The sequence below is a fragment of the Escherichia albertii NBRC 107761 = DSM 17582 genome (assembly GCF_000759775.1).
Lineage (GTDB): Bacteria > Pseudomonadota > Gammaproteobacteria > Enterobacterales > Enterobacteriaceae > Escherichia > Escherichia albertii.
Genome location: NZ_BBMY01000072.1, coordinates 1 through 24,669 on the forward strand (window position 1 = coordinate 1; position 24,669 = coordinate 24,669).

The following is a 24,669-nucleotide window of genomic DNA, read 5'->3' on the forward strand; positions in this document are numbered from 1 at the left end:
AAACAGACCATCGAACGTAAAAACGTTTAACCAGAGGCTCCCCCGCAACTGACGGGGGAGGTTTCAAACTGTTGACAAAGTACGCTTTGTCCATGCCAGATGCGGCGTGAACGCCTTATCCGGCCTACATAATCGTGAAAATTCAATATATTGCAATTCTCAGGTAGGCCTGATAAGCGTAGCGCATCAGGCAATCTAACGTTTGTTATCAATCTCATTTTCCCCGTTTCTCACGGAGGAGTTTTCTGTTATTTCACCGCCTCATTCAACACGCTATCAAACTTATCTATCGGGCAAAAACCATTAGCGTCTGTCGGGCAACCTGTTAATTCCAGCGTCACGCGCTGAGCCGGAGACTGCAACGTTAACGCCTCGGCATTGCGCAACTGTTCCGCACTCTGATAAACATATTCAATTTTCATCAGGTCGCGATTGGCTTTACTGTCATGCCAACGCTGGAAAACGATTTTGCCGCCAATAGGTGTGCGTTCGTTCTGGTCATGCAGTTGATACGGTTTAAAATCCAGCGCAGTCAATAATGAGGCAATGTTAGAGTCATGGCCCACCAGAACGGTGATTTTCGGCGCGCTGGCGCGATCGGTGACCAGCGCTTTATCGATATAGCTCACCAGCGGTTTTGCAACATTGCGCGCCACTTCCGGTGAGGTAAACAGGCTGTCCTGGTAGCCGTTTTTCAGCTTCGACAACACTTTCCACTGCTGATCAGATTTGATTTCTCCCCACGCGACCTGCTCCATCGGGAAACCTTCGTAGTATTGCAAAGTAAACGCATCGACCAGCGAATTACCCACTTTTAGCGGCCCGGAAACGCCCGGTTCTTGTTGATACTTCGCACTAAAGGTATTTTTGCCTTCTACCAGCGAGCATTGCTGTTTCTCTTTACAGGCAGGGGAATCTTGATAGTTAACAATTTTTTCCAGTAACTGATAACTGTCGGCAAGCTGGAGTTTACTGAGTTCTTTTTCCATCGCCGCTACCGCCTGCTGGCTAAATGCGGCTGAGTCATCAGTGATTACCGGGTTAAAAGTTGGGTCCATAGTCCCCATTTTGGGCTGATGATGTACCGGAATATCACACCCCGGAAACGCGCCAGTGATAAAGAACTGTGCGGTGGCCACGGTACGTTGCAGGCTGTTAGCATAGGCGTATACAGTATCTGGCGGCGGGCATTCGCCCGATTTCACCATCCCCTGCTCCGCCAACCATTCACGCATGTAATGGCCCATATACACCTCCAGCACGCCGCCTTTGGTGGTGAGCTGCCCGCCGGGCACATCCCACTCCGGCCACTTATTCGGTGTGGACTGCTCCAGCACGCTGCCATTATTTGCCAACGGCGCACGTAAATTATGGCGACTCATCATTAGTATTTGCTGTAGTTGATAGCCTTCCGGCACGGTCTGCGCCTGGGCATTCGAAGAGAGTAAAACCATCCCTGCCACTGCTGCGGCGATTAGCGTTTTTTTCATTCCCGACACCTCTTTTGTTATCAATTGTTAAGAGTGTGGCAGAAACAGGATATTTTTCCGGGAAGTGGTTCGCAAAATGAAGGATATTGATCACTGTATCTGAATTTAAAACATTCCAGATATGAAGAATGGTGACCTTAACCTCATGCTTAAATTTAGTTAACGTCATCAAAAAGAATAGCTATCACAAGATATTCTGCAGTGATTAACAGACCCTCTGACCTGGCGCTTTAATAACCAGCCTGACAAGTTTCAGTATGAAATATATCCAACGGCAGCCTCACATTATAGTGATTTCCATTAACATTTAATACGTAGCCATTGTCTATATGGTTTAACTTATCTTGATCCTCCCAAAACTCTGTACCGTCATCAGCTATTTTTTTAATCACAATACCATAATGTTCTAATAGTTTGGCTGCAAAACTACTCGCCCATATGGAAAGATAGTCTGAATAATTATCATCTATAGACATTTCCGATACAGAACATGCATTAAATATTCCTGTTGGTGAATAAATTACACACTCATTGTCTCGAAAGCATTTCTTAACAACATTCTCTTCAAAATCCTCTAATAAAGGATAGTCAGATAAAAAGAACTCCATTCCTTCCAGCTCCTCACAAACGTTGACAGCTATCTGATTCAGATTAGCTATATCAGAGGCAAAACTACCATATACTTCAGATGAAGTTTTTACATTTTTATCTGCCCATGATGAATCTTTGTCAAGAATGGCAAGTATTGCTCTGAACATACAATAGCCATCTCCCGTCACCTCGATATGGCTAAAATTAATCTCTACATTTTTATCGTTTAACTCCGCGATAATTTTACCTCGACTGGATGAGTTTTCTCTCGACGCAATGTTTGTCTTTTCTATTTCTTCGGGTTTATTTTGCCATACTCTATTATTTATTTGAGCACATTCTGCGCCTTTTATCCCGGCGTCATTGTTTTTACGATTTTCAAAACAAAATAAATCTGGATAATCCTCTTCTGGATTATCTGAAATATCATTGCGAAGATAATTTTAAAATTGTTCCCATTGTTCTGGTTCTAAATGAATCTCTTCAAGATTTCTGTTAACTTCAATAAACAATGTTTCATTTCCCGGAGAGTAATGAAGTGAAAAACTGTTTCTCTCATGTCGGTTATAATAATTACCACTCTGATATGTATTATTATGAACCTGGGTCATTGTTAGAAAATGTTTTCTTACCAACTCGTTATTTCCCCCCCCTCCTTATAATTATGCGAGAACAAACATTTGAAAAATTTCACTAATATAGTAAAAACATTATTATCTTTTTTTTCGAAACGTTGATGATCGTTAATGAACGTTCCTATTTCCACAGGAGTAAAACGATTGCTGTAATGAGTATTATCTACCGCCATTTAGTCTGCCTCTATACAGTGATTTATAGTGATATAATAAACACCTGAATCATCATCCAGACTATCAATAATCGCTCATTTGACCATACGCTGACTTCATGCATGGCTCAGAAACTGTACTCCCCCCACCTCCTGAAACGCGCTCATTCATTGATTTAGATAATATATTCTGGGTTGGCATATGAAAATTTGAGGATTACCCTAAACTTAGAGAAGCTACCTTACAGGGGTTCCTTCATTTTGTATTGATTTACGCGAGATAACGCTATGGAATTAAAGGATTATTACGCCATCATGGGCGTAAAACCGACGGACGATCTCAAGACAATCAAGACCGCCTATCGTCGACTGGCCCGTAAATACCATCCTGATGTCAGCAAAGAGCCGGATGCCGAAGCCCGATTCAAAGAGGTCGCTGAAGCCTGGGAAGTGTTGAGTGATGAACAACGTCGCGCTGAATATGATCAGATGTGGCAACATCGCAACGATCCGCAATTCAACCGTCAGTTCCAGCATGCCGATGGTCAGAATTTTAATGCCGAAGATTTTGAAGATATTTTCTCGTCAATTTTCAGTCAGCATGCTCGCCAGGGCCGCCAGCGCCCCGCCACACGTGGTCACGATATTGAAATCGAAGTGGCGGTATTCCTTGAAGAAACGCTTAGCGAGCACAAGCGCACCATCAGCTATAAGCTCCCCGTCTATAACGCCTTTGGCATGATCGAACAGGAAATCCCGAAAACGCTGAATGTGAAGATCCCCGCAGGCGTCGGCAATGGTCAACGTATCCGCCTGAAAGGCCAGGGGACGCCGGGCGAAAACGGCGGTCCAAATGGCGATCTGTGGCTGGTGATTCATATAGCCCCGCATCCGTTGTTTGATATTGTCGGTCAGGATCTGGAAATTGTGGTGCCTGTTAGCCCGTGGGAAGCGGCGCTGGGTAGTAAAGTCACAGTTCCAACGCTGAAGGAAAGTATTTTATTGACGATCCCAGCAGGAAGTCAGGCCGGGCAACGATTGCGTATTAAAGGCAAAGGTCTGGTGAGCAAAAAACAAACTGGTGACTTATATGCGGTACTGAAAATCGTCATGCCGCCGAAACCGGATGAAAATACTGCCGCCCTGTGGCAACAACTGGCAGACGCCCAGTCGTCTTTTGATCCACGCAAAGATTGGGGAAAGCATAATGGCTAACGTTACGGTGACTTTTACCATTACCGAATTTTGCCTGCATACCGGCGTTTCTGAAGAGGAGTTGAATGAAATTGTCGGTTTGGGCGTGGTTGAACCGCGCGAGATTCAGGCTACGACCTGGGTGTTTGACGACCATGCGGCCATTGTGGTGCAACGGGCAGTAAGGCTGCGTCAGGAACTGGCGCTGGACTGGCCGGGGATCGCGGTAGCGTTGACATTAATGGATGATATTGCGCACCTGAAACAGGAAAACCGCCTGCTGCGCCAGCGGCTTTCCCGATTTGTTGCTCACCCGTAAGTTTGTTGCCTGATGCGACGCTTACCGCGTCTTATCAGGCCTACAAAGCGCGCTGTTCCCGTAGGCCGGAAGGCGTTTACGCCGCATCCGGCTGATGTGCCAGAATGCCCGATGCGACGCTTAACGCGTCTTATCAGGCCGACAAAGCGCACTGCTCCCGTAGGCCGGAAGGCGTTTACGCCGCATCCGGCGGCTGCGCCAGAATGCCTGATGCGACGCTTAACGCGTCTTATCAGACCTACAAAGAGCGCTGTTCCCGTAGGCCGGATAAGGTGTTTACGCCGCATCCGGCGGCTGCGCCAGTATGCCTGATGCGACGCTTAACGCGTCTTATCAGGCCGACAAAGCGCACTGCTCCCGTAGGCCGGATAAGGCGTTTACGCCGCATCCGGCGGCGGTGCCAGTGTGCCTGATGTGACGCTTAACGCGTCTTATCAGGCCGACAAAGAGCACTATTCCTGTAGGCCGGATAAGGCGTTCACGCCGCATCCGGCGGCTGCGCCAGTGTGCCTGATGCAACGCCTGCCGCGTCTTATCAGGCCGACAAACTGCGAGACTCCTGCTTATCGCACGCCACCAGTACCAACAGCAATTGACCCAGTGCTGCGTAAAAACCAAAGCTGTCATACTGTCGGCAACGCGTAACAAACTCCGGCAGCCATGACCACAACGCCGCCAGCGTTTTCTGCCGCAAACTGTCGATTCTTCGCGCAGGAACGGTTCCCTCTCCCCGCGAAAAATGCAGATGACTCAACAACTCCAGATAGATTGCCAGATGATCTGCCGGTTCGTTGAAATTGCCGCTGGTTTCCATCCCCGCCTCAACGAGCAAGCGTTTAATCTCTTGCTCATCCTGTTTATAGGCCGAAGCATACGGCAGCGCTGCTTGTTTGTCGGTCATCAGAAACAGGCCGCAAAAGTCGGCGGCCAGCTCCAGACGGGCGTCGTCACGTACCATCAATGCGGCAATTTTAGCTTCCAGTTCGTTTACCGCCGCAGTCAGCGTCGGTTCGCTTTTCAGCAAAGAAAACCATTCAGCCATCTGCGCACTGGCGATTTGCGTCAGTTGTTCATCGTCCAGTTCACGGGAGAACAACTGCGCCAGCCAGGCGTAAACACAGGCAACCTGTTGTGTTGTCAGCGTGGTCATGATTTCACCTGCGACGCCGGAACATATTCGCACTGCGCCACCATCTCTATTGGCCCGCTAAACGCCGTCACCTGATCCACTGTTCCAGTGTATTTTTCAATTTCCACCAGCGTGGTGTGCGCACTGGTGGCCTGCGCCAGCTGAGAAGTGCCGATGTCGATGGTCAACACGTTGGGGTTACCGTATTTGCATAGCGCCCCTGGCTCGCCGCCTTTGTCCGGGTCATACCATGCCCCTTCGTGAATTCGCGCCACGCCGGGTGCATAGCGGTCAGAAACCACTGCCCCTGCCAACACCTGACCACGAGCGTTAAAGACACGCACCACATCACCGTTACGAATACCGCGCGCGCTGGCATCCTGCGGACTAATAAATACTGGCTCTTTACCCGCTACCGTATATTGCTGACGCAGGGTTTCAGACTCACATAACTGCGAGTGAAGTCGAAAATCCGGGTGTACCGATTGCAGATGCAACGGATACTTCTGCGAGCCGGGCCCACCGTGGGAGCGTTCGATTTTCTCAAACCACATCGGGTGCCCCTGACAATCGTCGTAGTTCATATCGGCGATGGTTTTCGAGTAAATCTCAATCAGGCCACTTGGCGTGCCCAGCGGTTCGAGATCTGGATCTTCGCGGAATGCCTGATGGCGAACAAACATCTGCGGATGGTCAAACTCGACGTACTCTTTGTTATTCCAGAAGTCATCAAACGCTGGCAGATGAACGCCGCGTCCTTTGCCCTGTTGTACACCTTCCTGCCAGATGCGTTTCAGCCAGCCCATTTCGTCCAGCCCTTCGGTAAAGGCTTCTTCGCGATTAAAGCGACGGCACAGTTCGCGGAAAATATCAAAGTCATTGCGCGCCTCAAACTGCGGCGGCACGACCTGTTTCATGGCGATAATGCCACGGTTGGAGTGGTTGCCATACTGGTCGAGATCGTTACGCTCAAACTGCGTGGTTGCTGGCAGCACAATATCGGCAAAACGACAGGTTAAGGTCCACTGGTTATCTATAGCGATGACCGTTTCCAGTTTGCGCCAGCCTTCGATAATGCGGTTGATCTGCTGATGACGGTGGAACGGGTTAGTTCCGGCAAAAATACACATTTTCAGCGGCGGCAGTTTTACCGATTTACCGTTCCAGTTGATAACTTTCCCCGGTTCGAGGATCGAATCAACAAAACGGGCAATCGGAATAGTGCGGCTGTAGCCTTTATAGTCGCTGTTGTCGTGAACAGGCGGAATCGACGTAGAGCCGGAGAAACCACTCAAAATAACGCCTTTACGCCCCGGCGTGCCTGCGCCGTTATAGTGCCAGCCAAAACCAAAGCCACCACCGGGCAGGCCAATTTGCCCCAGCATCGCTGCCAGAACCACAATCATCCACGCCCACTGTTCGCCGTGCTGCATACGCTGTACGCACCAGCCAGCAATAATCTGCGTTCTGTGCGCCGCCATCTGCCGTGCCAGCGCACGAATGGTTTCGGCATCAATGCCGGTCAGTTTTTCAGCCCATGCGGCATCTTTCGGCTGACCATCTTTCTTGCCCAGCAGATACGGCAGGAACTGCTCAAAACCCACACAGTAGTTAGCGAGAAAGTTTTTGTCGTACAGGTTTTCGCTGTACAGCGTATGCGCCAGCGCCAGTTGCAGCGGCACGTCAGTTTGCGGGTTAACCGCAATGTGCTGCACATGCTCGCGCCCCAGATACTCATGGGTGGATGTAACAACCGGATCGATGCTGATGACCTCAATTTCACCGGCGGCGACTTTCGCTTTTAGCTGCGCGTAATATTCATAAACATCGTGATCCGGGCACCACCAGTTCGCCTGCTGGTTTTTCAGCAAATCGGAGCCCCACAGCACAATGGTTTTGCTGTTCTGCAATACCAGCGGCCAGGAGGTTTGCTGTTCATACACTTCCATCGAGCCGACCACACGCGGCAGGATCACCTGCGCAGCACCGGTAGAGTAATCTCCGCCCGTACCAACGCTATTACCATGCAAAGCAATAGCTTTCGCCAACATCCCCGACGCATTATGGAACATCCCCGTCGACTGCCAACCACTGGCGGTCAGCAAGGCACTCGGGCCGTGCGTTTTCTGCACGCGTTCCAGCTCTTCATAGAACATGTCGAGGGCTTCATCCCAACTCACGCGCACAAAACGGTTATCACCGCGTTGGGAAGTGTCGCTCAGATGGCGCTTACGTAGCCAGTCCACGCGTACCATCGGGTAACGAATACGCGCCACGTTGTGTACATGATCCGGCAATCCGGCGATCATTTTCGACGGATATTTATCCAGTTCGAACGGTTTTGCCGCCACAAAGCGACCATCCTTCACCGTCGCACGAATAGCCCCCCAGTGCGATCCGGTCAGAATGCCCTCTTTCGAGGTAACGGCCTCAGTCGCTGCTAACGCCGCATTCGCGCGACGCGGCGTTAGCAGTGACGGCCCCAGCATCCCGGCGACGGTTAAGCCGCCGAGTTGTGCCAGAAAACGCCGACGTGATGCCTGAAAGAGATCGTTATTGTTCATTATTTTTCTTCCTTCTTATCGCCGTGAGCCTTACCTGCGGTATCAGATGCATTCATTTGCAGATATTTCAACAAGGTGCGTTCTTCACGTTTATCGAGGCTGGTAAAGCCAATCATGCCGTTGAGCGTGCCGATCCAACCGTTAGCGTCGAAGTGGGCGATTTCCGGTGCGCCGTGGCACTGGTTACAGGTGCCGTTGTACAGCGAATCCGCATAAGCCCAGATCGGTTTGATATCGTTCACCATGTCGCCTTTCTTCATCCACGCACTGGCCTGCAACTTGCTCCACTCGGTATTGGTGTCGGCAACGGTGGTTTTCTCCAGCGTTTTCACCTGCTGCTGCACATCACCACGAATCGAGGCAACAAAGATGCGTTTGCCAGGGAACTGGGTGAGTACACGCTGACGTCCTGCGCTTTCCGTCCAGCCAGTGATTTCAATTTGCAGCCAGTCTCCGTCACGTTTAAGGACTTTCACTTCCGAAGCAGGCAGCAGAGAACCAGACGCTTCTTTATCTCCTTTCGCCGCATAAATCGGCTTAATATCAATGGAGTACAGCGTGTCACCACTGTCATTAGCACTGGCGCGCAGCTCATCGAACTGCTTACGGAAGCCACTACTCATATCAGGTAACTGGTGGGCAATACCTTTATGACAGTCGATGCAGGATTGATTATCTTTCGCTGCCACCTTCATCTGACGTGCCGCTTCAGGATGCTGCTTCGCATGATCCATCGCGTCGTAGTTATGGCAGGAGCGGCAGGTTGCCGAGTTGTTTTCTTTCATTCGCGCCCATTCACGCTCGGCAAGTTCCGCACGTTTGGCTTCGAATTTCTCAGGTGTATCAATGGAATGGGCAATAAAGGTCTGGTAGATGTCGTTGCTCGCTTCCAGTTTACGCTTCACCATGCCTGGAATATCCGGCGGGATATGGCAGTCATGACATTCAGCTCGCACACCGGAGGCGTTCTGAAAATGCACCGATTGTTTATATTCTTCATATACCGGTTGCATACTGTGGCAACTGACACAAAATTCGGTTGTGCTGGTGACTTTTATCCCAATGTGAGGCAACACAATCAACGCGATGCCAATCACAATCCCAATAGCGACCAGCGCCAGTACCGACCAACGAGCACTGGGTCGGCGTAGCGCGTTCCAGAGTTTCCGCATAATAGCCCCTGTAAAATTATGGTTTAGTGAAGCGATCTTAATGAGTAAATATGAACAGCGGCACTGGTCAGGATGAACGGCTTACGGCAGAATATGAACAGATATGAACAGAATGAGTAAAACCCTCTGATGCCACATCACATTGTTATTGTTGAAGATGAGCCGGTTACCCAGGCGCGATTACAAACCTACTTCACTCAGGAGGGGTATACCGTTTCTGTTACGGCGAGCGGTGCCGGACTGCGGGAAATTATGCAGAATCAGCCGGTAGATTTAATTCTGCTGGATATTAATCTGCCCGACGAAAATGGCCTGATGTTAACCCGCGCCCTGAGGGAACGTTCGACGGTGGGCATTATTCTGGTTACCGGACGTAGCGATCGGATTGACCGTATTGTCGGCCTGGAAATGGGCGCAGACGATTACGTTACCAAACCGCTGGAACTGCGCGAACTGGTGGTGCGGGTGAAAAACTTGCTCTGGCGCATCGACCTTGCGCGACAGGCGCAACCGCTCACTCAGGACAACTGCTATCGCTTTGCGGGTTATTGCCTGAATGTGTCGCGCCATACGCTGGAACGGGATGGCGAGCCGATTAAACTGACTCGCGCAGAGTATGAAATGCTGGTGGCGTTTGTGACCAATCCGGGCGAAATTCTCAGCCGTGAACGTCTACTGCGTATGCTTTCTGCCCGTCGGGTGGAAAACCCTGACCTGCGCACCGTCGATGTGTTAATTCGTCGTTTACGCCATAAACTCAGCGCGGATTTACTGGTGACGCAACATGGCGAAGGTTATTTCTTAGCCGCTGATGTGTGCTGATAATAATAGACAGGACGAAATCCCCCTGGCGACAGCGAGCGGCGGATATGTTCACGGTCGGCATTTTTCGGCGTCAGGACTAAAATCGGCGGGCTGACATTATCAGACACCGATTGTCCTTGTAATTGCCTGATGGCCTGCTCAACCGCCAGTTCCCCCTGCCAGACCATTTGATCGCTGGCAGCCATAATCACTCTTCCCCGCTTTAGTCCGCGATACACCTGATGTGAAAGATAAAACGACACCACGGTAAGCGGCGTTTTCAGGTTACGCCCTTCACCCATTGCCGCCTCTGCCGCAATGGCCGTTCCGGCAACGACGTCGATTTCTGGATAGCGCTCCAGCATCTCCTGCAACAGGTTACGCTGGATTTCAATATCGTTGTCGCCGAGTGCAATATCGACAATATGCACCGGGCTTCCGGCAATGGCTGCGCGGAAACCCTCTACCATCTCCTTACTGCCCCCGGCGTTATCAGGACCGGGCATCAACAGCACGTTCAGTGGTTTTCCGTGGCTCCATTGCACCAGATATCGCCCTGGTTGATAGCCCATCTGAAACCAGGGCACACCAACACGGCTTTTCACCTGGGGAGCATCAATAGCATTTACCAGTTCAATCACCGGCAGACTTGCTACCTGCTTTTGCAGCTCGGGAAATGACGTCGTGCTACTACCGAGCAAAATGGCCTCTGCGCCCCACTGTTTACACTGGTCGATTTGTGCTTGCTGGGTAGCCAACTGGCTGTAGCCGCCTGCCTCCAGCACTTTTAAATCCACACAGTAGCGGCGAGCAGCCTCCTGCATACCATAGTTTAACGATAACCAGTATGAATCTTTCAGGCTGGGATAAAGCGCGCACAGTTTCCATGCGCGTTTGGCTTTAAGCGGCGTAGCAGGTTGCACCGTGAAATGCTGTGCATCATGCCAGCGCAACAGGTTATCAGCCGAAAATGCCGGCAACATGAAAAGGGAAAGAAGTAACAATAGCAGTACGCGCATGATAGCCTCATCAATAATAAGGCTTTATGCTAGATGCATTCCGCTTTGTGACTCAACATTTTTCACCTTAAGTGCACCGACCGTGAATTTAACCCTGACCCGAAGACTGTGGATGGGCTTTGCCCTGATGGCGCTGTTAACCCTGACCAGTACCCTGGTGGGATGGTACAACCTGCGCTTTATCAGCCAGGTGGAAAAAGACAATACTCAGGCATTGATTCCTACCATGAATATGGCGCGCCAGTTGAGCGAGGCCAGCGCCTGGGAACTTTTCGCCGCGCAGAATCTAACCAGTGCCGATAACGAAAAGATGTGGCAGGCGCAAGGGCGAATGCTCACCGCACAAAGCCTGAAGATTAATGCGTTGCTGCAAGCGTTACGGGAACAAGGTTTTGACACCACCGCTATTGAACAACAGGAGCAGGAGATCTCCCGTTCGTTACGTCAGCAAGGGGAACTGGTGGGGCAGCGTTTGCAACTGCGCCAGCAACAACAGCAACTCAGTCAGCAGATAGTCGCCGCCGCCGATGAGATCGCACGCCTGGCGCAAGGTCAGGCGAATAATGCAGCAATCTCCGCCGGAGCGACCCAGGCCGGGATTTACGATTTGATCGAACAACATCAGCGTCAGGCCGCAGAAAGTGCACTCGATCGGCTGATTGATATCGATCTTGAGTATGTTAACCAGATGAATGAACTGCGCCTTAGCGCCCTGCGGGTGCAGCAGATGGTGATGAATCTGGGGTTGGAACAGATCCAGAAAAATGCGCCAACATTGGAAAAGCAGCTCAATAATGCGGTGAAAATTCTGCAACGTCGGCAAATACGCATTGAAGATCCGGGTGTTCGTGCCCAGGTCGCAACAACGTTAACTACCGTTAGCCGATATAGCGATTTGCTGACGCTTTATCAGCAGGACAATGAAATTAGCAATCGCCTGCAAACACTCGCCCAGAATAACATCGCCCAGTTCGCACAGTTTAGTAGCAAAGTCAGTCAACTGGTCGACACTATTGAGCTGCGCAACCAGCACGGACTGGCGCATCTGGAAAAAGCCAGCGCACGCGGGCAATACAGCCTGTTATTGCTGGGCGTCGTTTCTCTTTGCGCACTGATTTTGATCCTCTGGCGCGTGGTTTATCGCTCAGTCACGCGTCCCCTTGCCGAACAAACGCAGGCGCTGCAACGGTTGCTGGACGGTGATATCGACTCCCCTTTCCCGGAAACCGCAGGCGTGCGGGAGCTGGACACCATCGGGCGGCTGATGGATGCGTTTCGCAGCAGCGTTCATGCGCTGAATCGCCACCGCGAACAGCTGGCGGCGCAGGTCAAAGCACGCACTGCCGAATTGCAGGAACTGGTAGTAGAACACCGACAAGCGCGGGCGGAAGCAGAAAAAGCCAGCCAGGCAAAATCGGCGTTTCTGGCGGCGATGAGTCATGAGATCCGCACACCGCTGTACGGTATTCTCGGCACCGCGCAACTGCTGGCGGATAATCCGACGCTTAACGCCCAGCGTGATGATTTGCGCGCGATTACCGACTCTGGCGAATCGTTGCTGACCATCCTTAACGATATTCTCGATTATTCGGCTATCGAAGCAGGTGGCAAGAATGTTTCGGTCAGCGATGAACCCTTTGAACCACGCCCGCTGCTGGAAAGTACCCTGCAATTAATGAACGGACGGGTGAAGGGGCGCCCGATTAGACTAACAACGGAAATTGCCGACGATGTGCCACCTGTATTAATGGGCGATCCGCGGCGCATTCGTCAAGTGATGACCAATCTGTTGAGCAATGCCCTGCGCTTTACTGACCGCGGGCGGATTACCTTGCGTAGCCACACTGATGGCAAGCAATGGCTGGTGGAAGTAGAAGACAGCGGCTGTGGTATTGATCCTGCAAAACTGACGGACATCTTCCAGCCATTTGTTCAGGTAAGCGGCAAACGCGGCGGCACCGGGCTGGGGCTGACTATCAGTAGCAGTCTGACCCAGGCGATGGGCGGCAAACTGACCGCCACCAGCATGCCGGGTACAGGGAGTTGTTTTTGCTTACATTTGCCGTTACGTGTTGCCACTGCGCCCGCCCCCAAAATAGTCAATCAGACAATACGCCTGGATGGTTTACGTTTGCTGTTAATTGAAGATAACCCGCTTACTCAGCGAATTACGCTTGAGATGTTAACCACGAGTGGCGCACAGGTAGCCACGGCGGAAAATGCAGCTCAGGCCATAGAAGCGTTACAAAATAGTGAATCGTTTACTGCCGCACTGGTGGATTTTGATTTGCCGGATATCGATGGTATTACGCTTGCCCGACAATTGACGGAGAAATATCCGTCATTAGTGCTGATTGGCTTTAGCGCCCACGTCATCGATGAAACATTGCGTCAGCGGACCAGTTCCCTGTTTCGCGGTATTATCCCCAAACCGGTATCACGCGAGGTATTGGGGCAACTGCTCGCGCACTATCTCCACTGCCAAACCACGAATGAACAGCCGCTTGATACTTCGCAATTAATGGAAGATGTCCGCCTGATGGGTGCAGAAAAAATAAAAGAATGGCTGAATTTATTTCAGCAACACTCCCTGCCACTTCTTGATGAAATAGACGCCGCTCGCGCCACTCAGGATGGTGAGAAAATCAAACGGATAGCGCACCAGTTAAAAAGCAGTTGCGCCAGTCTGGGTATGCGTGATGCCAGTCGGTTGTGCGCACAACTGGAGCTAAAGCCCTTTACAGCCCTCCCCCTGCGTGAAGAAATTGTGCATAGTGTCGCGGCTCTGGAACAATGGCTGGACAAGAAAGACCATAAATCGATATGAATCAATATCAGCCAGTTCAGAATAATTAGAATAGTGGCATTTAGTATGCAACTTAACGAACTGGCAAAATCATGGCAGAGAAAAAAAGAACCCGCTGGCAGCGGCGGCCAGGTACGACGGGCGGTAAATTACCGTGGAATGACTGGCGCAATGCCACAACATGGCGTAAAGCGACGCAATTATTACTGTTAGCAATTAATATCTATATTGCCATCACATTCTGGTTCTGGGTGCGATATTACGAAACCGCCGGAAATACGCCTTTTGTCGCCAGACCTGGCGGCATCGAAGGCTGGCTACCCATTGCCGGACTGATGAATCTGAAATATAGCCTTGAAGCAGGTCAGTTACCGTCCGTGCACGCCGCTGCAATGCTATTGCTGGTGGCATTTCTAATCACCAGCCTGTTGCTGAAAAAAGCGTTTTGTTCGTGGCTATGCCCGATTGGTACGCTCTCTGAATTGATCGGTGATGTGGGTAAAAAACTGTTCGGACGGCAATTCGCCCTTCCCCGCTGGCTGGATATTCCACTCCGGGGAATAAAATATTTACTGTTGAGTTTTTTTCTTTATATCGCGTTATTAATGCCTGCCCAGGCTATTCACTACTTTATGCTGTCACCCTACAGCGTGGTGATGGACGTTAAAATGCTCAATTTCTTTCGCCATATGAGCACAGCAACGTTAATCAGCGTGATCACTTTGCTAATTGCCAGTCTGTTTATTCGTCATGCGTGGTGCCGATATCTCTGTCCATATGGCGCGTTAATGGGGCTCGTCTCGCTATTATCCCCCTTTAAGATTCGTCGCAATGCCGAAAGCTGTATCGACTGCGGAAAATGCGCGAAAAATTGTCCGTCGCGGATCCCGGTCGATAAATTAATTCAGGTACGTACGGTGGAGTGTACCGGATGTATGACCTGCGTGGAGTCATGTCCGGTAGCCTCAACCCTGGCCTTTTCGCTGCAAAAACCTGCGGCAAATAAAAAAGCCTTTGCGTTGTCTGGCTGGTTAATGACGCTATTAGTCCTGGGGATTATGTTTGCGGTGATGGGGTACGCGATGTATACGGGCGTATGGCAAAGCCCGGTGCCGGAAGAGTTGTATCTGCGTTTAATTCCACAAGCGCCAATGATTGGTCACTAAAATAGCGACTAGCGGAACATCACCTCACTCGGGGTGATGTTCACAAAATCACATTATTTTGATTTTGACATCATAACTTTCCAGCCCGGTCATTTTCTCCCGTGCGGTAAAGCGAATCTCAGAGACTTCTTTCCCTGTGTTCTTGTTCAGTTCGGCGATTTTTTGCGCAATAAAATCGGCAATTTCCGTTTCAGTTTGTTTTTTTAGCTCTTCAATATTCACTGTTAACCTCTTCTGGTCTTAAAAGACAGCAACACGCCAGTAAGGTGTTGGTTACCGGTACCCTGGTCAGGTAAGAAATGTTATAAGCCATCTCCCCGAAAGATTCAATAATCAACAGGTTATCGTTCATTATACATACAGAACTGAAGGGAAAGAGTGCAGATGTAAAAAAGGCTCCACGAGGGAGCCTGATATTATTTTGTGCAGTCCAGTGACGCCTGGTCAGTACGTATTTGCAAAGCGACGTTATCAAAAGTGAGCATCGTTGATTTACAGAAAATACACTTAGCGCCAAAAGGGTTTCGCTCCGTCACATCGAACGCCGATGTGCGGTACTGTGAACCATGACAACATGGGCAGCGGAAATGGAGATGTTGAGTAATAACAGTAACCTCAGAGCGTAACGACGTTCGCTGCCGCAGGTCCACGCGGTCCCTGCTCAATGCTGAATTCTACTTTCTGATTTTCATTCAGCGTGCGGAATTCATTGCTCTGAATGGCGGTGAAATGAACAAACACATCCTTGCCGCCATCAGATGGGGAGATAAAGCCGAAACCTTTATCTGCGTTAAACCATTTTACTAAGCCAGTCATTTTATTAGACATATTTTACTTCCTTCATTTTGGGCCTTTCGGCAAACAGGGCTTTAATACAGAGACTACTTAGTGTTCAGGAGAGAGACTCAAAAGAAGGGGATAATGCCTGATAATGAGAACTGCTTTAGTAAACTACTTTGTATGCTGTCTGTCTTTCAAACCGACGCCGTTATTAACGCATGATAAATGAGATTAAGCAAATTTTATTTTAGCCATCCGGCGGTCTTAAATATCACTGGCTTTATTTTATTAACACCGTATAGTGCAGCGCAGATTTATCAGTAAGGAATTTGTTTGTCCCGTAAAATGACAGGAATTGTCAAAACCTTTGATCGCAAAAGCGGTAAAGGATTCATCATCCCCTCCGACGGTCGTAAAGAAGTCCAGGTTCATATTTCAGCATTAAGTCTCCGCGACGCCGAAACGCTCATTCCAGGAGTGCGTGTAGAGTTTTGCCGTGTTAATGGTCTACGCGGCCCCACTGCGGCAAATGTTTATCTTTCTTAAACAGACACTTTCATTTTTAACCTGACTGTCCGGTAAAAATGGCTTATTAATTTTCAGCGAAATTATTCACCATGTTATATTTGCAGAATACAATTAACATGATAAACCGAATGCGTTCGGAGCCAATCGTTATAAACGCCATTTGGCAAACCATCATAATACCGCCAGAAACTATATCAACAGCAATAATAAATAGCTTTCTTAACAATATCCCTATCTTAAATTTGTATTTTGCTAAGATTTATCTTATCCTCACAAGTCGTATTTCCAGAGGGAAATTTTACACAAACTTATATTTCCCTCTGCGCACCTTTCCCACTCGCGGTTTATTGTACCGAGTGTATGCGGAAAGGGAGATTCCGCAAGGATGTTATACTTAAAGTTGACAATCCTGATCTCAAGCGTACGTATTGTCCATGCGATGAATAAAGGAAAAGTTATGAAACACAAGCTTTCTGCAATCCTTATGGCCTTCATGTTGACCACCCCAGCTGCATTTGCCGCACCAGGCACAGAAACCGGGGCTGAGGCTACAACGACAACTGCCGGTACTACTAGCGCAACAACCGCTGCAACAACTGGCGGCGTGGCTGCTGGCGCTGTCGGTACTGCAACTATTGTCGGTGTGGCAACGGCTGTTGGTGTGGCGGCCCTGGCGGTAGTAGCCGCTAATGACAGTGGCGATGGCGGTTCTCACAATACCTCAACCACGACGTCTACTACGCATTAATTCTGACTAAAATCGCCGAAAACTGAGTTAAATAAGACCCGGTTGCGATATTCGCACCGGGTTTTGGAGATTTGCATTTTTTTAACCAACCTTTCAAGGATTAAAGGTGCGCCCGCTTATTTTATCGATTTTCGCACTATTTCTGACGGGATGTACTCACAGTCAACAAAGTATGGTTGATACATTTCGTGCCGGTCTTTTCGATAATCAGGACATCACTATCGCGGATCAGCAGATCCAGGCGTTGCCTTATTCCACCATGTATTTACGCCTGAATGATGGGCAAAGAATATTTGTGGTACTGGGATATATAGAACAAGAACAAAGCAAATGGTTATCCCAGGATAACGCCATGCTGGTTACCCACAATGGACGTCTGTTAAAAACCGTCAAACTTAATAATAATCTGCAGGAAGTGACAAACTATCAGCAGGACCCATTGCGTAATGCGCTGGCATTAAAAGATGGCAGCAGCTGGACGCGTGATATTCTCTGGAGCGAAGATAACCATTTTCGCTCTGCGACCGTCAGCTCCACGTTTTCCTTTGCTGGATTAGAGACGCTGAATATTGCTGGTCGCAATGTACTGTGCAATGTCTGGCAGGAAGACGTTACTTCCGCACAGCCAGAAAGACATTGGCAAAATACATTCTGGGTCGATTCGGCCACTGGCCAGGTTCGTCAAAGTCGGCAAATGTTAGGCGCAGGGGTAATTCCCGTAGAAATGACATTTCTTAAACCCGCACCATGAATAAATTACCGTCGTATTTTATTGCCAGCGTCCTTTACGTGATAACGCCCCATGCCTTCGCGCAGGGCTCGGTAACCGTCTATCTGCCGGGCGAAAAACAGGCGTTATCTGTCGAGTCGGTGGAAAACGTAGCTCAACTGGTGACGCAACCACAATTGCGCGATCGCCTCTGGTGGCCTGGCGCTCTGCTGACTGATTCTGCGGCAAAAGCCAAAGCCGATAAAGATTACCAGCATGTCATGGCGCAACTGGCTTCCTGGGAAGCGGAAGCCGATGACGATGTGGCTGCAACGATTAAATTCGTTCGTCAGCAACTGACCAATCTCAATATCACAGGCCGCTTATCGGTCGAACTGGATCCTGACTTTGTGCGTGTGGATGAGGACAGTAATCGCCCACTGGTCGGCGACTATGCGCTCTATGCCGTACAGCGCCCGAGCACAATCACCTTATTGGGCGCTGTCTCCGGGGCCGGTCAATTACCCTGGCGGGCGGGCCGTAGCGTTGCAGATTATCTGCAACATCACCCCCGTCTGGCGGGCGCTGACAGCAATAACGTCTTCGTTATTACGCCGGAGGGCAAGACTGTCGTCGCGCCCGTCGCCTTGTGGAATAAAAGACATGTTGAGCCACCGCCAGGCAGTCAGCTTTGGTTGGGCTTTTCCACGCACGTTCTCCCAGAAAAATATGCTGATTTAAATAACCAGATTGTGTCTGTTTTAACGCAACGTGTTCCTGACTGATGAAGAAGAACTCTTATCTTTTAAGCTGCCTGGCCATTGCCGTCTCCAGTGCCTGTCATGCTGAAGTATTAACCTATCCTGATCCGGTGGGCCCTTCGCAATCGGACTTTGGCGGCACCGGGCTGTTGCAAATGCCTAATGCCCGTATCGCGCCGGAAGGCGAATTCAGCATCAACTACCGGGATAACGACCAGTACCGTTTCTACTCCACTTCTGTGGCGCTATTTCCGTGGCTGGAGGGAACCATTCGTTATACGGATGTCCGTACGCGCAAATATAGCCAATGGGAAGATTTCAGCGGCGACCAGTCGTATAAAGACAAATCGTTCGATTTTAAACTTCGTCTGTGGGAAGAAGGTTACTGGCTGCCGCAAGTGGCATTTGGTAAACGCGATATCGCGGGTACGGGTTTGTTTGACGGTGAGTATCTGGTCGCCAGCAAACAAGCGGGTCCGTTCGATTTCACTCTCGGTATGGCCTGGGGTTATGCCGGTAATGCGGGCAATATTACCAACCCGTTTTGTCGGATAAGCGATAAATATTGCCATCGCGCGGAGTCTCACGATGCGGGAGATATCAGTTTTAGCGATATCTTTCGTGGTCCAGCCTCTGTTTTTGGCGGTATCGAGTATCAAACGCCGTGGAATCCTCTGCGTCTGAAACTCGAATACGACGGCAACAATTACCAGAATGATTTTGCGGGTAAATTGCCGCAGGCAAGTCATTTCAATTTCGGCGCCGTCTATCGTGCCGCTAACTGGGCAGATCTCAACCTTAGCTATGAGCGTGGCAACACGTTGATGTTTGGCTTCACGTTACGGACCAACTTCAACGATCTGCGCCCTGCCCTGCGCGATACGCCAAAACCGGCGTATCAACCTGCGCCGGAGTCTGAAGGATTGCAGTACACCACAGTGGCGAACCAACTTACCGCGCTGAAGTACAACGCAGGTTTTGAAGCGCCGGAAATCCAACTGCACGATAAGACGCTGTATATGTCCGGCGAGCAGTACAAATACCGCGACTCACGCGAGGCGGTCGATCGCGCTAATCGAATTCTGGTGAATAACCTTCCGCAGGGCGTCGAGAAGATTAGTGTGACGCAAAAACGTGAGCATATGGCGATGGTGACGACTGAAACCGACGTTGCCAGCCTGCGTAAACAGTTGGCAGGTACTGCGCCAGGTAAACCAGAACAACTGCAACAACAGCGTGTTGAGGCAGCCGATCTTTCTGCCTTTGGTCGCGGTTACCGTATTCGCGAAGACCGCTTTAGTTATTCTTTCAATCCAACGTTGTCACAGTCACTGGGCGGGCCGGAAGATTTCTATATGTTCCAGTTGGGTCTGATGTCCAGCGCTCGTTACTGGTTTACCGATCATTTGCTGCTTGATGGCGGCATTTTCACCAATATTTACAACAACTACGACAAATTTAAGTCGTCGTTGTTACCTGCGGACTCTACCCTGCCCCGCGTACGTACGCATATCCGCGATTACGTACGTAATGATGTCTATCTCAACAACTTACAGGCGAACTACTTTGCCGATCTGGGCAATGGATTCTACGGCCAGGTATATGGCGGCTATCTGGAAACCATGTATGCCGGCGTCGGTTCCGAGCTGCTTTATCGTCCGCTCGATGCCAGTTGGGCGCTGGGTGTAGATGTTAACTACGTGAAGCAGCGTGACTGGGACAACATGATGCGCTTCACCGATTATTCCACGCCAACAGGTTTTGTGACGGCGTACTGGAATCCGCCGACGCTTAACGGCGTGCTGATGAAACTCAGCGTTGGTCAGTATCTGGCGAAGGATAAAGGGGCAACGATTGACGTAGCAAAACGCTTTGACAGCGGCGTGGCGGTAGGTGTCTGGGCGGCGCTCAGTAACGTGTCGAAAGATGACTACGGCGAAGGCGGCTTTAGTAAAGGTTTTTATATCTCGATTCCGTTCGACTTGATGACCATTGGACCTAACCGCAACCGTGCGACGATTTCATGGACGCCATTGACGCGTGACGGTGGACAAATGCTCTCACGGAAATACCAGCTCTATCCAATGACGGCAGAGCGAGAAGTACCGGTTGGACAATAACCTGAAACGATTCATAACGTTACATTGACTGATAAATATAAACCAATGAAAAAGAACATTTTTAAATTTTCGGTACTGACATTAGCTGTTCTGTCTTTAACAGCATGTACCCTTGTTCCTGGTCAGAATTTATCGACCAGTAATAAGGATGTCATCGAATTACCTGACAACCAGTATGATCTGGACAAAATGGTCAATATCTATCCCGTCACACCAGGACTGATTGATCAACTACGCGCAAAGCCGATTATGTCGCAGGCTAACCCGGAGCTTGAGCAGCAAATCGCGAACTATGAATATCGCATCGGCATTGGCGACGTATTGATGGTCACCGTCTGGGATCACCCGGAACTCACCACGCCAGCGGGTCAATACCGTAGCGCCAGCGATACGGGTAACTGGGTTAACGCCGATGGCGCGATTTTCTACCCCTACATTGGTCGCTTGAAAGTGGCGGGGAAAACCCTTACTCAAGTCCGTAATGAAATTACCGCGCGTCTGGATGCAGTGATTGAAAGTCCGCAGGTGGATGTCAGCGTCGCGGCGTTCCGTTCGCAGAAAGCGTACGTTACCGGCGAAGTGACTAAATCCGGTCAGCAGCCGATTACCAATATCCCGCTGACCATTATGGATGCGATTAACGCCGCGGGCGGCCTGACTGCTGATGCTGACTGGCGCAATGTCGTGTTAACCCAGAATGGCGTTAAAACCAAAATCAACCTCTACGCGCTAATGCAGCGTGGCGACTTGCGTCAGAACAAACTGCTGCATCCAGGCGATATTTTGTTTATTCCGCGCAACGATGACCTGAAAGTCTTCGTGATGGGCGAAGTAGGGAAACAGAGTACGCTCAAAATGGATCGCAGCGGTATGACGCTGGCGGAAGCCTTAGGCAACGCCGAGGGTATGAATCAGGATGTCGCCGACGCGACGGGAATTTTTGTTATTCGTGCAACGCAAAACAAGCAGAATGGCAAAATCGCCAATATTTATCAGCTGAATGCGAAGGACGCATCAGCAATGATACTCGGAACGGAATTCCAGCTTGAACCTTACGACATTGTTTATGTCACTACTGCCCCTCTGGCTCGTTGGAACCGTGTGATTTCTCTGCTGGTACCGACGATTTCCGGGGTGCATGACCTGACAGAGACTTCACGGTGGATTCAAACATGGCCCAACTAAAATTTAACTCTATCCTGGTTGTGTGCACTGGCAACATTTGCCGTTCGCCGATTGGCGAACGGTTGCTGCGTAAACGCTTACCGGGCGTAAAAGTCAAATCGGCAGGCATTCATGGTCTGGTAAAACACCCTGCCGATGCGACAGCGGCAGATGTTGCCGCTAATCATGGCGTGTCGCTCGAAGGACACGCCGGACGTAAGCTAACCGCTGAGATGGCTCGTAATTACGATCTGATTCTGGCAATGGAGTCAGAGCATATTGCTCAGGTTACCGCAATAGCTCCCGAGGTGCGCGGGAAGACAATGCTTTTTGGGCAATGGCTGGAACAGAAAGAGATCCCGGATCCCTATCGTAAAAGCCAGGACGCATTTGAACATGTTTACGGTATGTTGGAGCGCGCCAGTCAGGAATGGGCGAAGCGCCTCAGCCGGTAATTTGAGTTTATAAAATACGATGACAACTAAAAATATGAATACGCCGCCAGGTAGCACTCAGGAAAATGAGATCGATCTGCTTCGTCTGGTCGGCGAATTATGGGATCACCGTAAGTTGATCATTAGCGTAACAACGTTGTTCACGCTGATCGCCGTCGCTTATTCGCTACTCAGTACGCCGATTTATCAGGCGGACACGTTGGTACAGGTCGAGCAGAAACAAGGTAACGCTATTCTTAGCGGCCTGAGCGATATGATCCCTAATTCCTCGCCCGAATCGGCGCCGGAAATCCAGCTACTGCAATCACGTATGATTCTGGGCAAAACCATTGCGGAGCTTAATCTGCGTGACATTGTTGAGCAGAAGTACTTTCCGATCGTCGGTCGTGGTTGGGCGAGATTAACCAAAGAGAAGCCAGGTGAACTGGCTATCAGTTGGATGCATATCCCGCAACTGAATGGTCAGGACCAGAAACTGACGCTGACTGTTGGGGAAAACGGTCACTATACGCTGGAAGGTGAAGATTTCACCGTTAATGGCACAATCGGCCAGCGTGTGGAAAAAGACGGCATTGCACTTACCGTCGCAGACATGAAGGCTGAGCCGGGGACGAAGTTTATCCTGAGTCAGCGCACGGAACTGGAAGCGATTAACGCCCTGCAGGAAACCTTTACCGTTAGCGAGCGCAGTAAAGAGAGCGGGATGCTGGAACTCACCATGACCGGTGATGATCCGCAACTGATCACTCATATTCTGAACAGCATCGCTAACAATTATTTGCAGCAGAATATCGCACGCCAGGCCGCGCAGGATTCACAAAGTCTTGAGTTCCTGCAGCGTCAGTTACCACAAGTACGTAGTGAGCTGGATCAGGCGGAAGAAAAGCTGAACGCCTATCGTCAGCAACGTGATTCGGTCGACCTGAACCTGGAGGCTAAAGCCGTTCTTGAGCAGATTGTTAATGTTGATAATCAACTCAACGAGCTGACTTTCCGTGAAGCAGAGATCTCCCAGCTGTATAAGAAAGATCACCCGACCTATCGTGCGCTGTTGGAAAAGCGCCAGACGCTGGAGCAGGAGCGTAAACGCCTGAATAAACGCGTATCGGCAATGCCTTCCACTCAGCAGGAAGTTCTGCGTTTAAGCCGTGACGTGGAAGCGGGCCGCGCGGTATATCTGCAATTGCTTAACCGCCAGCAGGAGTTAAGCATTTCGAAATCCAGTGCGATTGGTAACGTGCGGATTATCGACCCGGCAGTGACTCAGCCGCAGCCGGTAAAACCGAAAAAAGCGTTGAATGTGGTGCTTGGTTTTATTCTCGGCCTGTTTATTTCAGTCGGTGCCGTGCTCGCACGCGCCATGTTGCGTCGTGGTGTGGAAGCGCCGGAACAGCTGGAAGAGCAAGGTATCAGCGTTTATGCCACCATTCCAATGTCTGAGTGGCTGGATAAGCGTATGCGCCTGCACAAGAAGAGCTGGTTCTCGAATCAGCAACGTCACCGTACGAAAAATATCCCCTTCCTGGCGGTGGATAACCCGGCGGATTTCGCCGTGGAAGCTGTGCGTGCGTTACGTACCAGTCTGCACTTCGCCATGATGGAGTCGGCGAATAATGTCCTGATGATTACTGGTGCAACGCCAGACAGCGGTAAAACATTCGTCAGTTCAACTCTGGCCGCGGTGATAGCTCAGTCCGATCAAAAAGTGTTATTCATCGATGCTGACTTACGTCGTGGTTATTCGCATAACCTGTTTAACGTGAGTAATGAGCATGGTTTGTCTGAATATCTGACAGGCAAAGATGAAATCGGTAAGGTAATTCAGTCTTTCGGCAAAGGGGGATTCGATGTAATCGCCCGTGGTCAGGTGCCGCCTAATCCGTCAGAGCTGCTGATGCGCGATCGGATGCGCCAGCTACTGGAATGGGCTAACGAGCATTACGATATGGTGATTGTCGATACGCCGCCGATGCTGGCGGTAAGTGATGCCGCAGTCGTGGGCCGTTATGTCGGTACCAGCCTGCTGGTCGCTCGTTTTGCGTTAAACACCGCCAAAGAGGTAGCCTTGTCGATGCAACGTCTGGAACAGGCGGGCGTCAATATTAAAGGTGCAATCCTCAACTGTGTGGTTAAACGCGCCAGCACCGCCTACGGTTATGGCTATAACTATTACGGTTATAGCTACTCTGATAAAGAGTAAAACTGAGGGCAAAGCGCGTTTCGCTCACGCCTTATCCGGCCTACAAAATAATGCTATATCAATATATTGCAGAATTACGTAGGCCTGATAAGCATGGCACATCAGGCAATTCTACGTTTATCATCGGCCTCAGAGCATTCAGGTAACTGAATGCTCTTTTTGT

General features: G+C 50.1%; 23 protein-coding genes. 13 read left to right on the plus strand and 10 right to left on the minus strand.

From position 1 onward, the window contains the following. Window positions 1–248: 248 nt before the first annotated feature. Both agp and EA14781_RS25750 read right to left on the minus strand, forming a co-directional pair. Complete coding sequence (gene agp, locus EA14781_RS13385; protein ID WP_000751743.1) at window positions 249–1,490, minus strand: bifunctional glucose-1-phosphatase/inositol phosphatase; 1,242 nt, start codon at window positions 1,488–1,490, stop codon at window positions 249–251. 230 nt (window positions 1,491–1,720) lie between these two features. Further along, entirely contained in the window at window positions 1,721–2,248 is a 528-nt protein-coding gene (locus EA14781_RS25750) for a hypothetical protein (RefSeq protein ID WP_002461918.1), read from the minus strand. Window positions 2,249–3,156: 908 nt separating this feature from the next. Here EA14781_RS25750 and cbpA point away from each other — a divergent pair. Beyond that, the gene (cbpA, locus tag EA14781_RS13400) at window positions 3,157–4,083 is read left to right on the plus strand and encodes a curved DNA-binding protein (RefSeq protein WP_000420632.1); all 927 of its coding nucleotides are present in this window, start codon (window positions 3,157–3,159) and stop codon (window positions 4,081–4,083) included. Next, on the plus strand, window positions 4,076–4,381 hold the full coding sequence (cbpM, locus tag EA14781_RS13405) for a chaperone modulator CbpM (RefSeq protein ID WP_000024570.1): 306 nt from the start codon (window positions 4,076–4,078) through the stop codon (window positions 4,379–4,381). Before cbpA ends, cbpM begins: the two co-directional genes overlap by 8 nt. Before the next feature lie 535 nt (window positions 4,382–4,916). Here the strand turns inward: cbpM and torD are convergent. The 3 genes from torD to torC are packed head-to-tail and all read right to left on the minus strand — an operon-like array spanning window position 4,917 to window position 9,246. Beyond that, window positions 4,917–5,531 carry a molecular chaperone TorD gene (torD, locus tag EA14781_RS13410; protein ID WP_000210212.1) on the minus strand — a complete coding sequence of 205 codons (615 nt, stop codon included), beginning with the start codon at window positions 5,529–5,531 and terminating at the stop codon, window positions 4,917–4,919. Continuing rightward, window positions 5,528–8,074: a trimethylamine-N-oxide reductase TorA gene (gene torA, locus EA14781_RS13415; protein ID WP_001062079.1), complete on the minus strand. Its 2,547-nt coding sequence runs from the start codon at window positions 8,072–8,074 to the stop codon at window positions 5,528–5,530. Before torA ends, torD begins: the two co-directional genes overlap by 4 nt. Further along, window positions 8,074–9,246 (minus strand): pentaheme c-type cytochrome TorC, encoded by a 1,173-nt coding sequence (torC, locus tag EA14781_RS13420; RefSeq protein WP_001230234.1) that lies wholly within the window; start codon window positions 9,244–9,246, stop codon window positions 8,074–8,076. Before torC ends, torA begins: the two co-directional genes overlap by 1 nt. A gap of 129 nt (window positions 9,247–9,375) precedes the next feature. On the opposite strand from torC, the gene torR reads away from it, so the two are divergent. Continuing rightward, window positions 9,376–10,068 (plus strand): two-component system response regulator TorR, encoded by a 693-nt coding sequence (gene torR, locus EA14781_RS13425; RefSeq protein WP_001120133.1) that lies wholly within the window; start codon window positions 9,376–9,378, stop codon window positions 10,066–10,068. On the opposite strand, the gene torT is transcribed toward torR, so the two are convergent. Further along, a complete protein-coding gene (torT, locus tag EA14781_RS13430; protein WP_001265007.1) occupies window positions 10,041–11,069 on the minus strand; it encodes a TMAO reductase system periplasmic protein TorT in 1,029 nt (342 codons plus the stop codon). The two genes, torR and torT, sit on opposite strands and share 28 nt — an antisense overlap. 82 nt (window positions 11,070–11,151) lie before the next feature. Between torT and torS the strand changes: the two genes are divergently transcribed. Together torS and EA14781_RS13440 are read left to right on the plus strand one after the other, a co-directional pair. Continuing rightward, complete coding sequence (torS, locus tag EA14781_RS13435) at window positions 11,152–13,896, plus strand: TMAO reductase system sensor histidine kinase/response regulator TorS (protein WP_001054717.1); 2,745 nt, start codon at window positions 11,152–11,154, stop codon at window positions 13,894–13,896. Between the two features lie 71 nt (window positions 13,897–13,967). Continuing rightward, window positions 13,968–15,041 carry a 4Fe-4S binding protein gene (locus tag EA14781_RS13440; RefSeq protein WP_000818448.1) on the plus strand — a complete coding sequence of 358 codons (1,074 nt, stop codon included), beginning with the start codon at window positions 13,968–13,970 and terminating at the stop codon, window positions 15,039–15,041. Between the two features lie 48 nt (window positions 15,042–15,089). Here the strand turns inward: EA14781_RS13440 and EA14781_RS13445 are convergent, their stop codons facing one another. The 4 genes from EA14781_RS13445 to cspG are packed head-to-tail and all read right to left on the minus strand — an operon-like array spanning window position 15,090 to window position 15,869. Beyond that, window positions 15,090–15,263, minus strand: coding sequence for a GnsA/GnsB family addiction module toxin (locus EA14781_RS13445; RefSeq protein WP_001019203.1), 174 nt, complete (start codon window positions 15,261–15,263; stop codon window positions 15,090–15,092). Further along, on the minus strand, window positions 15,253–15,489 hold the full coding sequence (locus tag EA14781_RS13450) for a cold-shock protein (RefSeq protein WP_032274943.1): 237 nt from the start codon (window positions 15,487–15,489) through the stop codon (window positions 15,253–15,255). The genes EA14781_RS13445 and EA14781_RS13450 overlap by 11 nt, the downstream gene beginning before the upstream one ends. Continuing rightward, a complete protein-coding gene (ymcF, locus tag EA14781_RS23380) occupies window positions 15,458–15,646 on the minus strand; it encodes a cold shock small protein YmcF (protein ID WP_071586057.1) in 189 nt (62 codons plus the stop codon). Before ymcF ends, EA14781_RS13450 begins: the two co-directional genes overlap by 32 nt. A gap of 10 nt (window positions 15,647–15,656) precedes the next feature. After that, window positions 15,657–15,869: a cold shock protein CspG gene (gene cspG, locus EA14781_RS13455; protein WP_000066480.1), complete on the minus strand. Its 213-nt coding sequence runs from the start codon at window positions 15,867–15,869 to the stop codon at window positions 15,657–15,659. Between the two features lie 285 nt (window positions 15,870–16,154). Between cspG and cspH the strand changes: the two genes are divergently transcribed. The 8 genes from cspH to etk all read left to right on the plus strand — a co-directional run bounded on the left by cspH (window position 16,155) and on the right by etk (window position 24,506). After that, window positions 16,155–16,367 carry a cold shock-like protein CspH gene (gene cspH, locus EA14781_RS13460; protein WP_000087766.1) on the plus strand — a complete coding sequence of 71 codons (213 nt, stop codon included), beginning with the start codon at window positions 16,155–16,157 and terminating at the stop codon, window positions 16,365–16,367. Between the two features lie 439 nt (window positions 16,368–16,806). Then, window positions 16,807–17,097 carry a hypothetical protein gene (locus tag EA14781_RS13465; protein ID WP_002461911.1) on the plus strand — a complete coding sequence of 97 codons (291 nt, stop codon included), beginning with the start codon at window positions 16,807–16,809 and terminating at the stop codon, window positions 17,095–17,097. Window positions 17,098–17,203: 106 nt separating this feature from the next. Then, entirely contained in the window at window positions 17,204–17,848 is a 645-nt protein-coding gene (gfcB, locus tag EA14781_RS13470) for a lipoprotein GfcB (protein WP_001247613.1), read from the plus strand. Continuing rightward, on the plus strand, window positions 17,845–18,591 hold the full coding sequence (locus tag EA14781_RS13475; RefSeq protein ID WP_001038024.1) for a capsule biosynthesis GfcC family protein: 747 nt from the start codon (window positions 17,845–17,847) through the stop codon (window positions 18,589–18,591). Before gfcB ends, EA14781_RS13475 begins: the two co-directional genes overlap by 4 nt. Next, window positions 18,591–20,687, plus strand: a complete 2,097-nt coding sequence (locus EA14781_RS13480) for a YjbH domain-containing protein (RefSeq protein ID WP_000742362.1) — start codon at window positions 18,591–18,593, stop codon at window positions 20,685–20,687. The genes EA14781_RS13475 and EA14781_RS13480 overlap by 1 nt, the downstream gene beginning before the upstream one ends. 45 nt (window positions 20,688–20,732) lie before the next feature. Beyond that, window positions 20,733–21,872: a polysaccharide export protein gene (locus tag EA14781_RS13485; RefSeq protein WP_002461910.1), complete on the plus strand. Its 1,140-nt coding sequence runs from the start codon at window positions 20,733–20,735 to the stop codon at window positions 21,870–21,872. Beyond that, on the plus strand, window positions 21,860–22,306 hold the full coding sequence (gene etp / locus EA14781_RS13490) for a protein-tyrosine-phosphatase Etp (protein WP_002461908.1): 447 nt from the start codon (window positions 21,860–21,862) through the stop codon (window positions 22,304–22,306). Before EA14781_RS13485 ends, etp begins: the two co-directional genes overlap by 13 nt. 19 nt (window positions 22,307–22,325) lie before the next feature. Further along, window positions 22,326–24,506, plus strand: a complete 2,181-nt coding sequence (gene etk, locus EA14781_RS13495; protein WP_000208683.1) for a tyrosine-protein kinase — start codon at window positions 22,326–22,328, stop codon at window positions 24,504–24,506. Window positions 24,507–24,669: the final 163 nt, after the last annotated feature.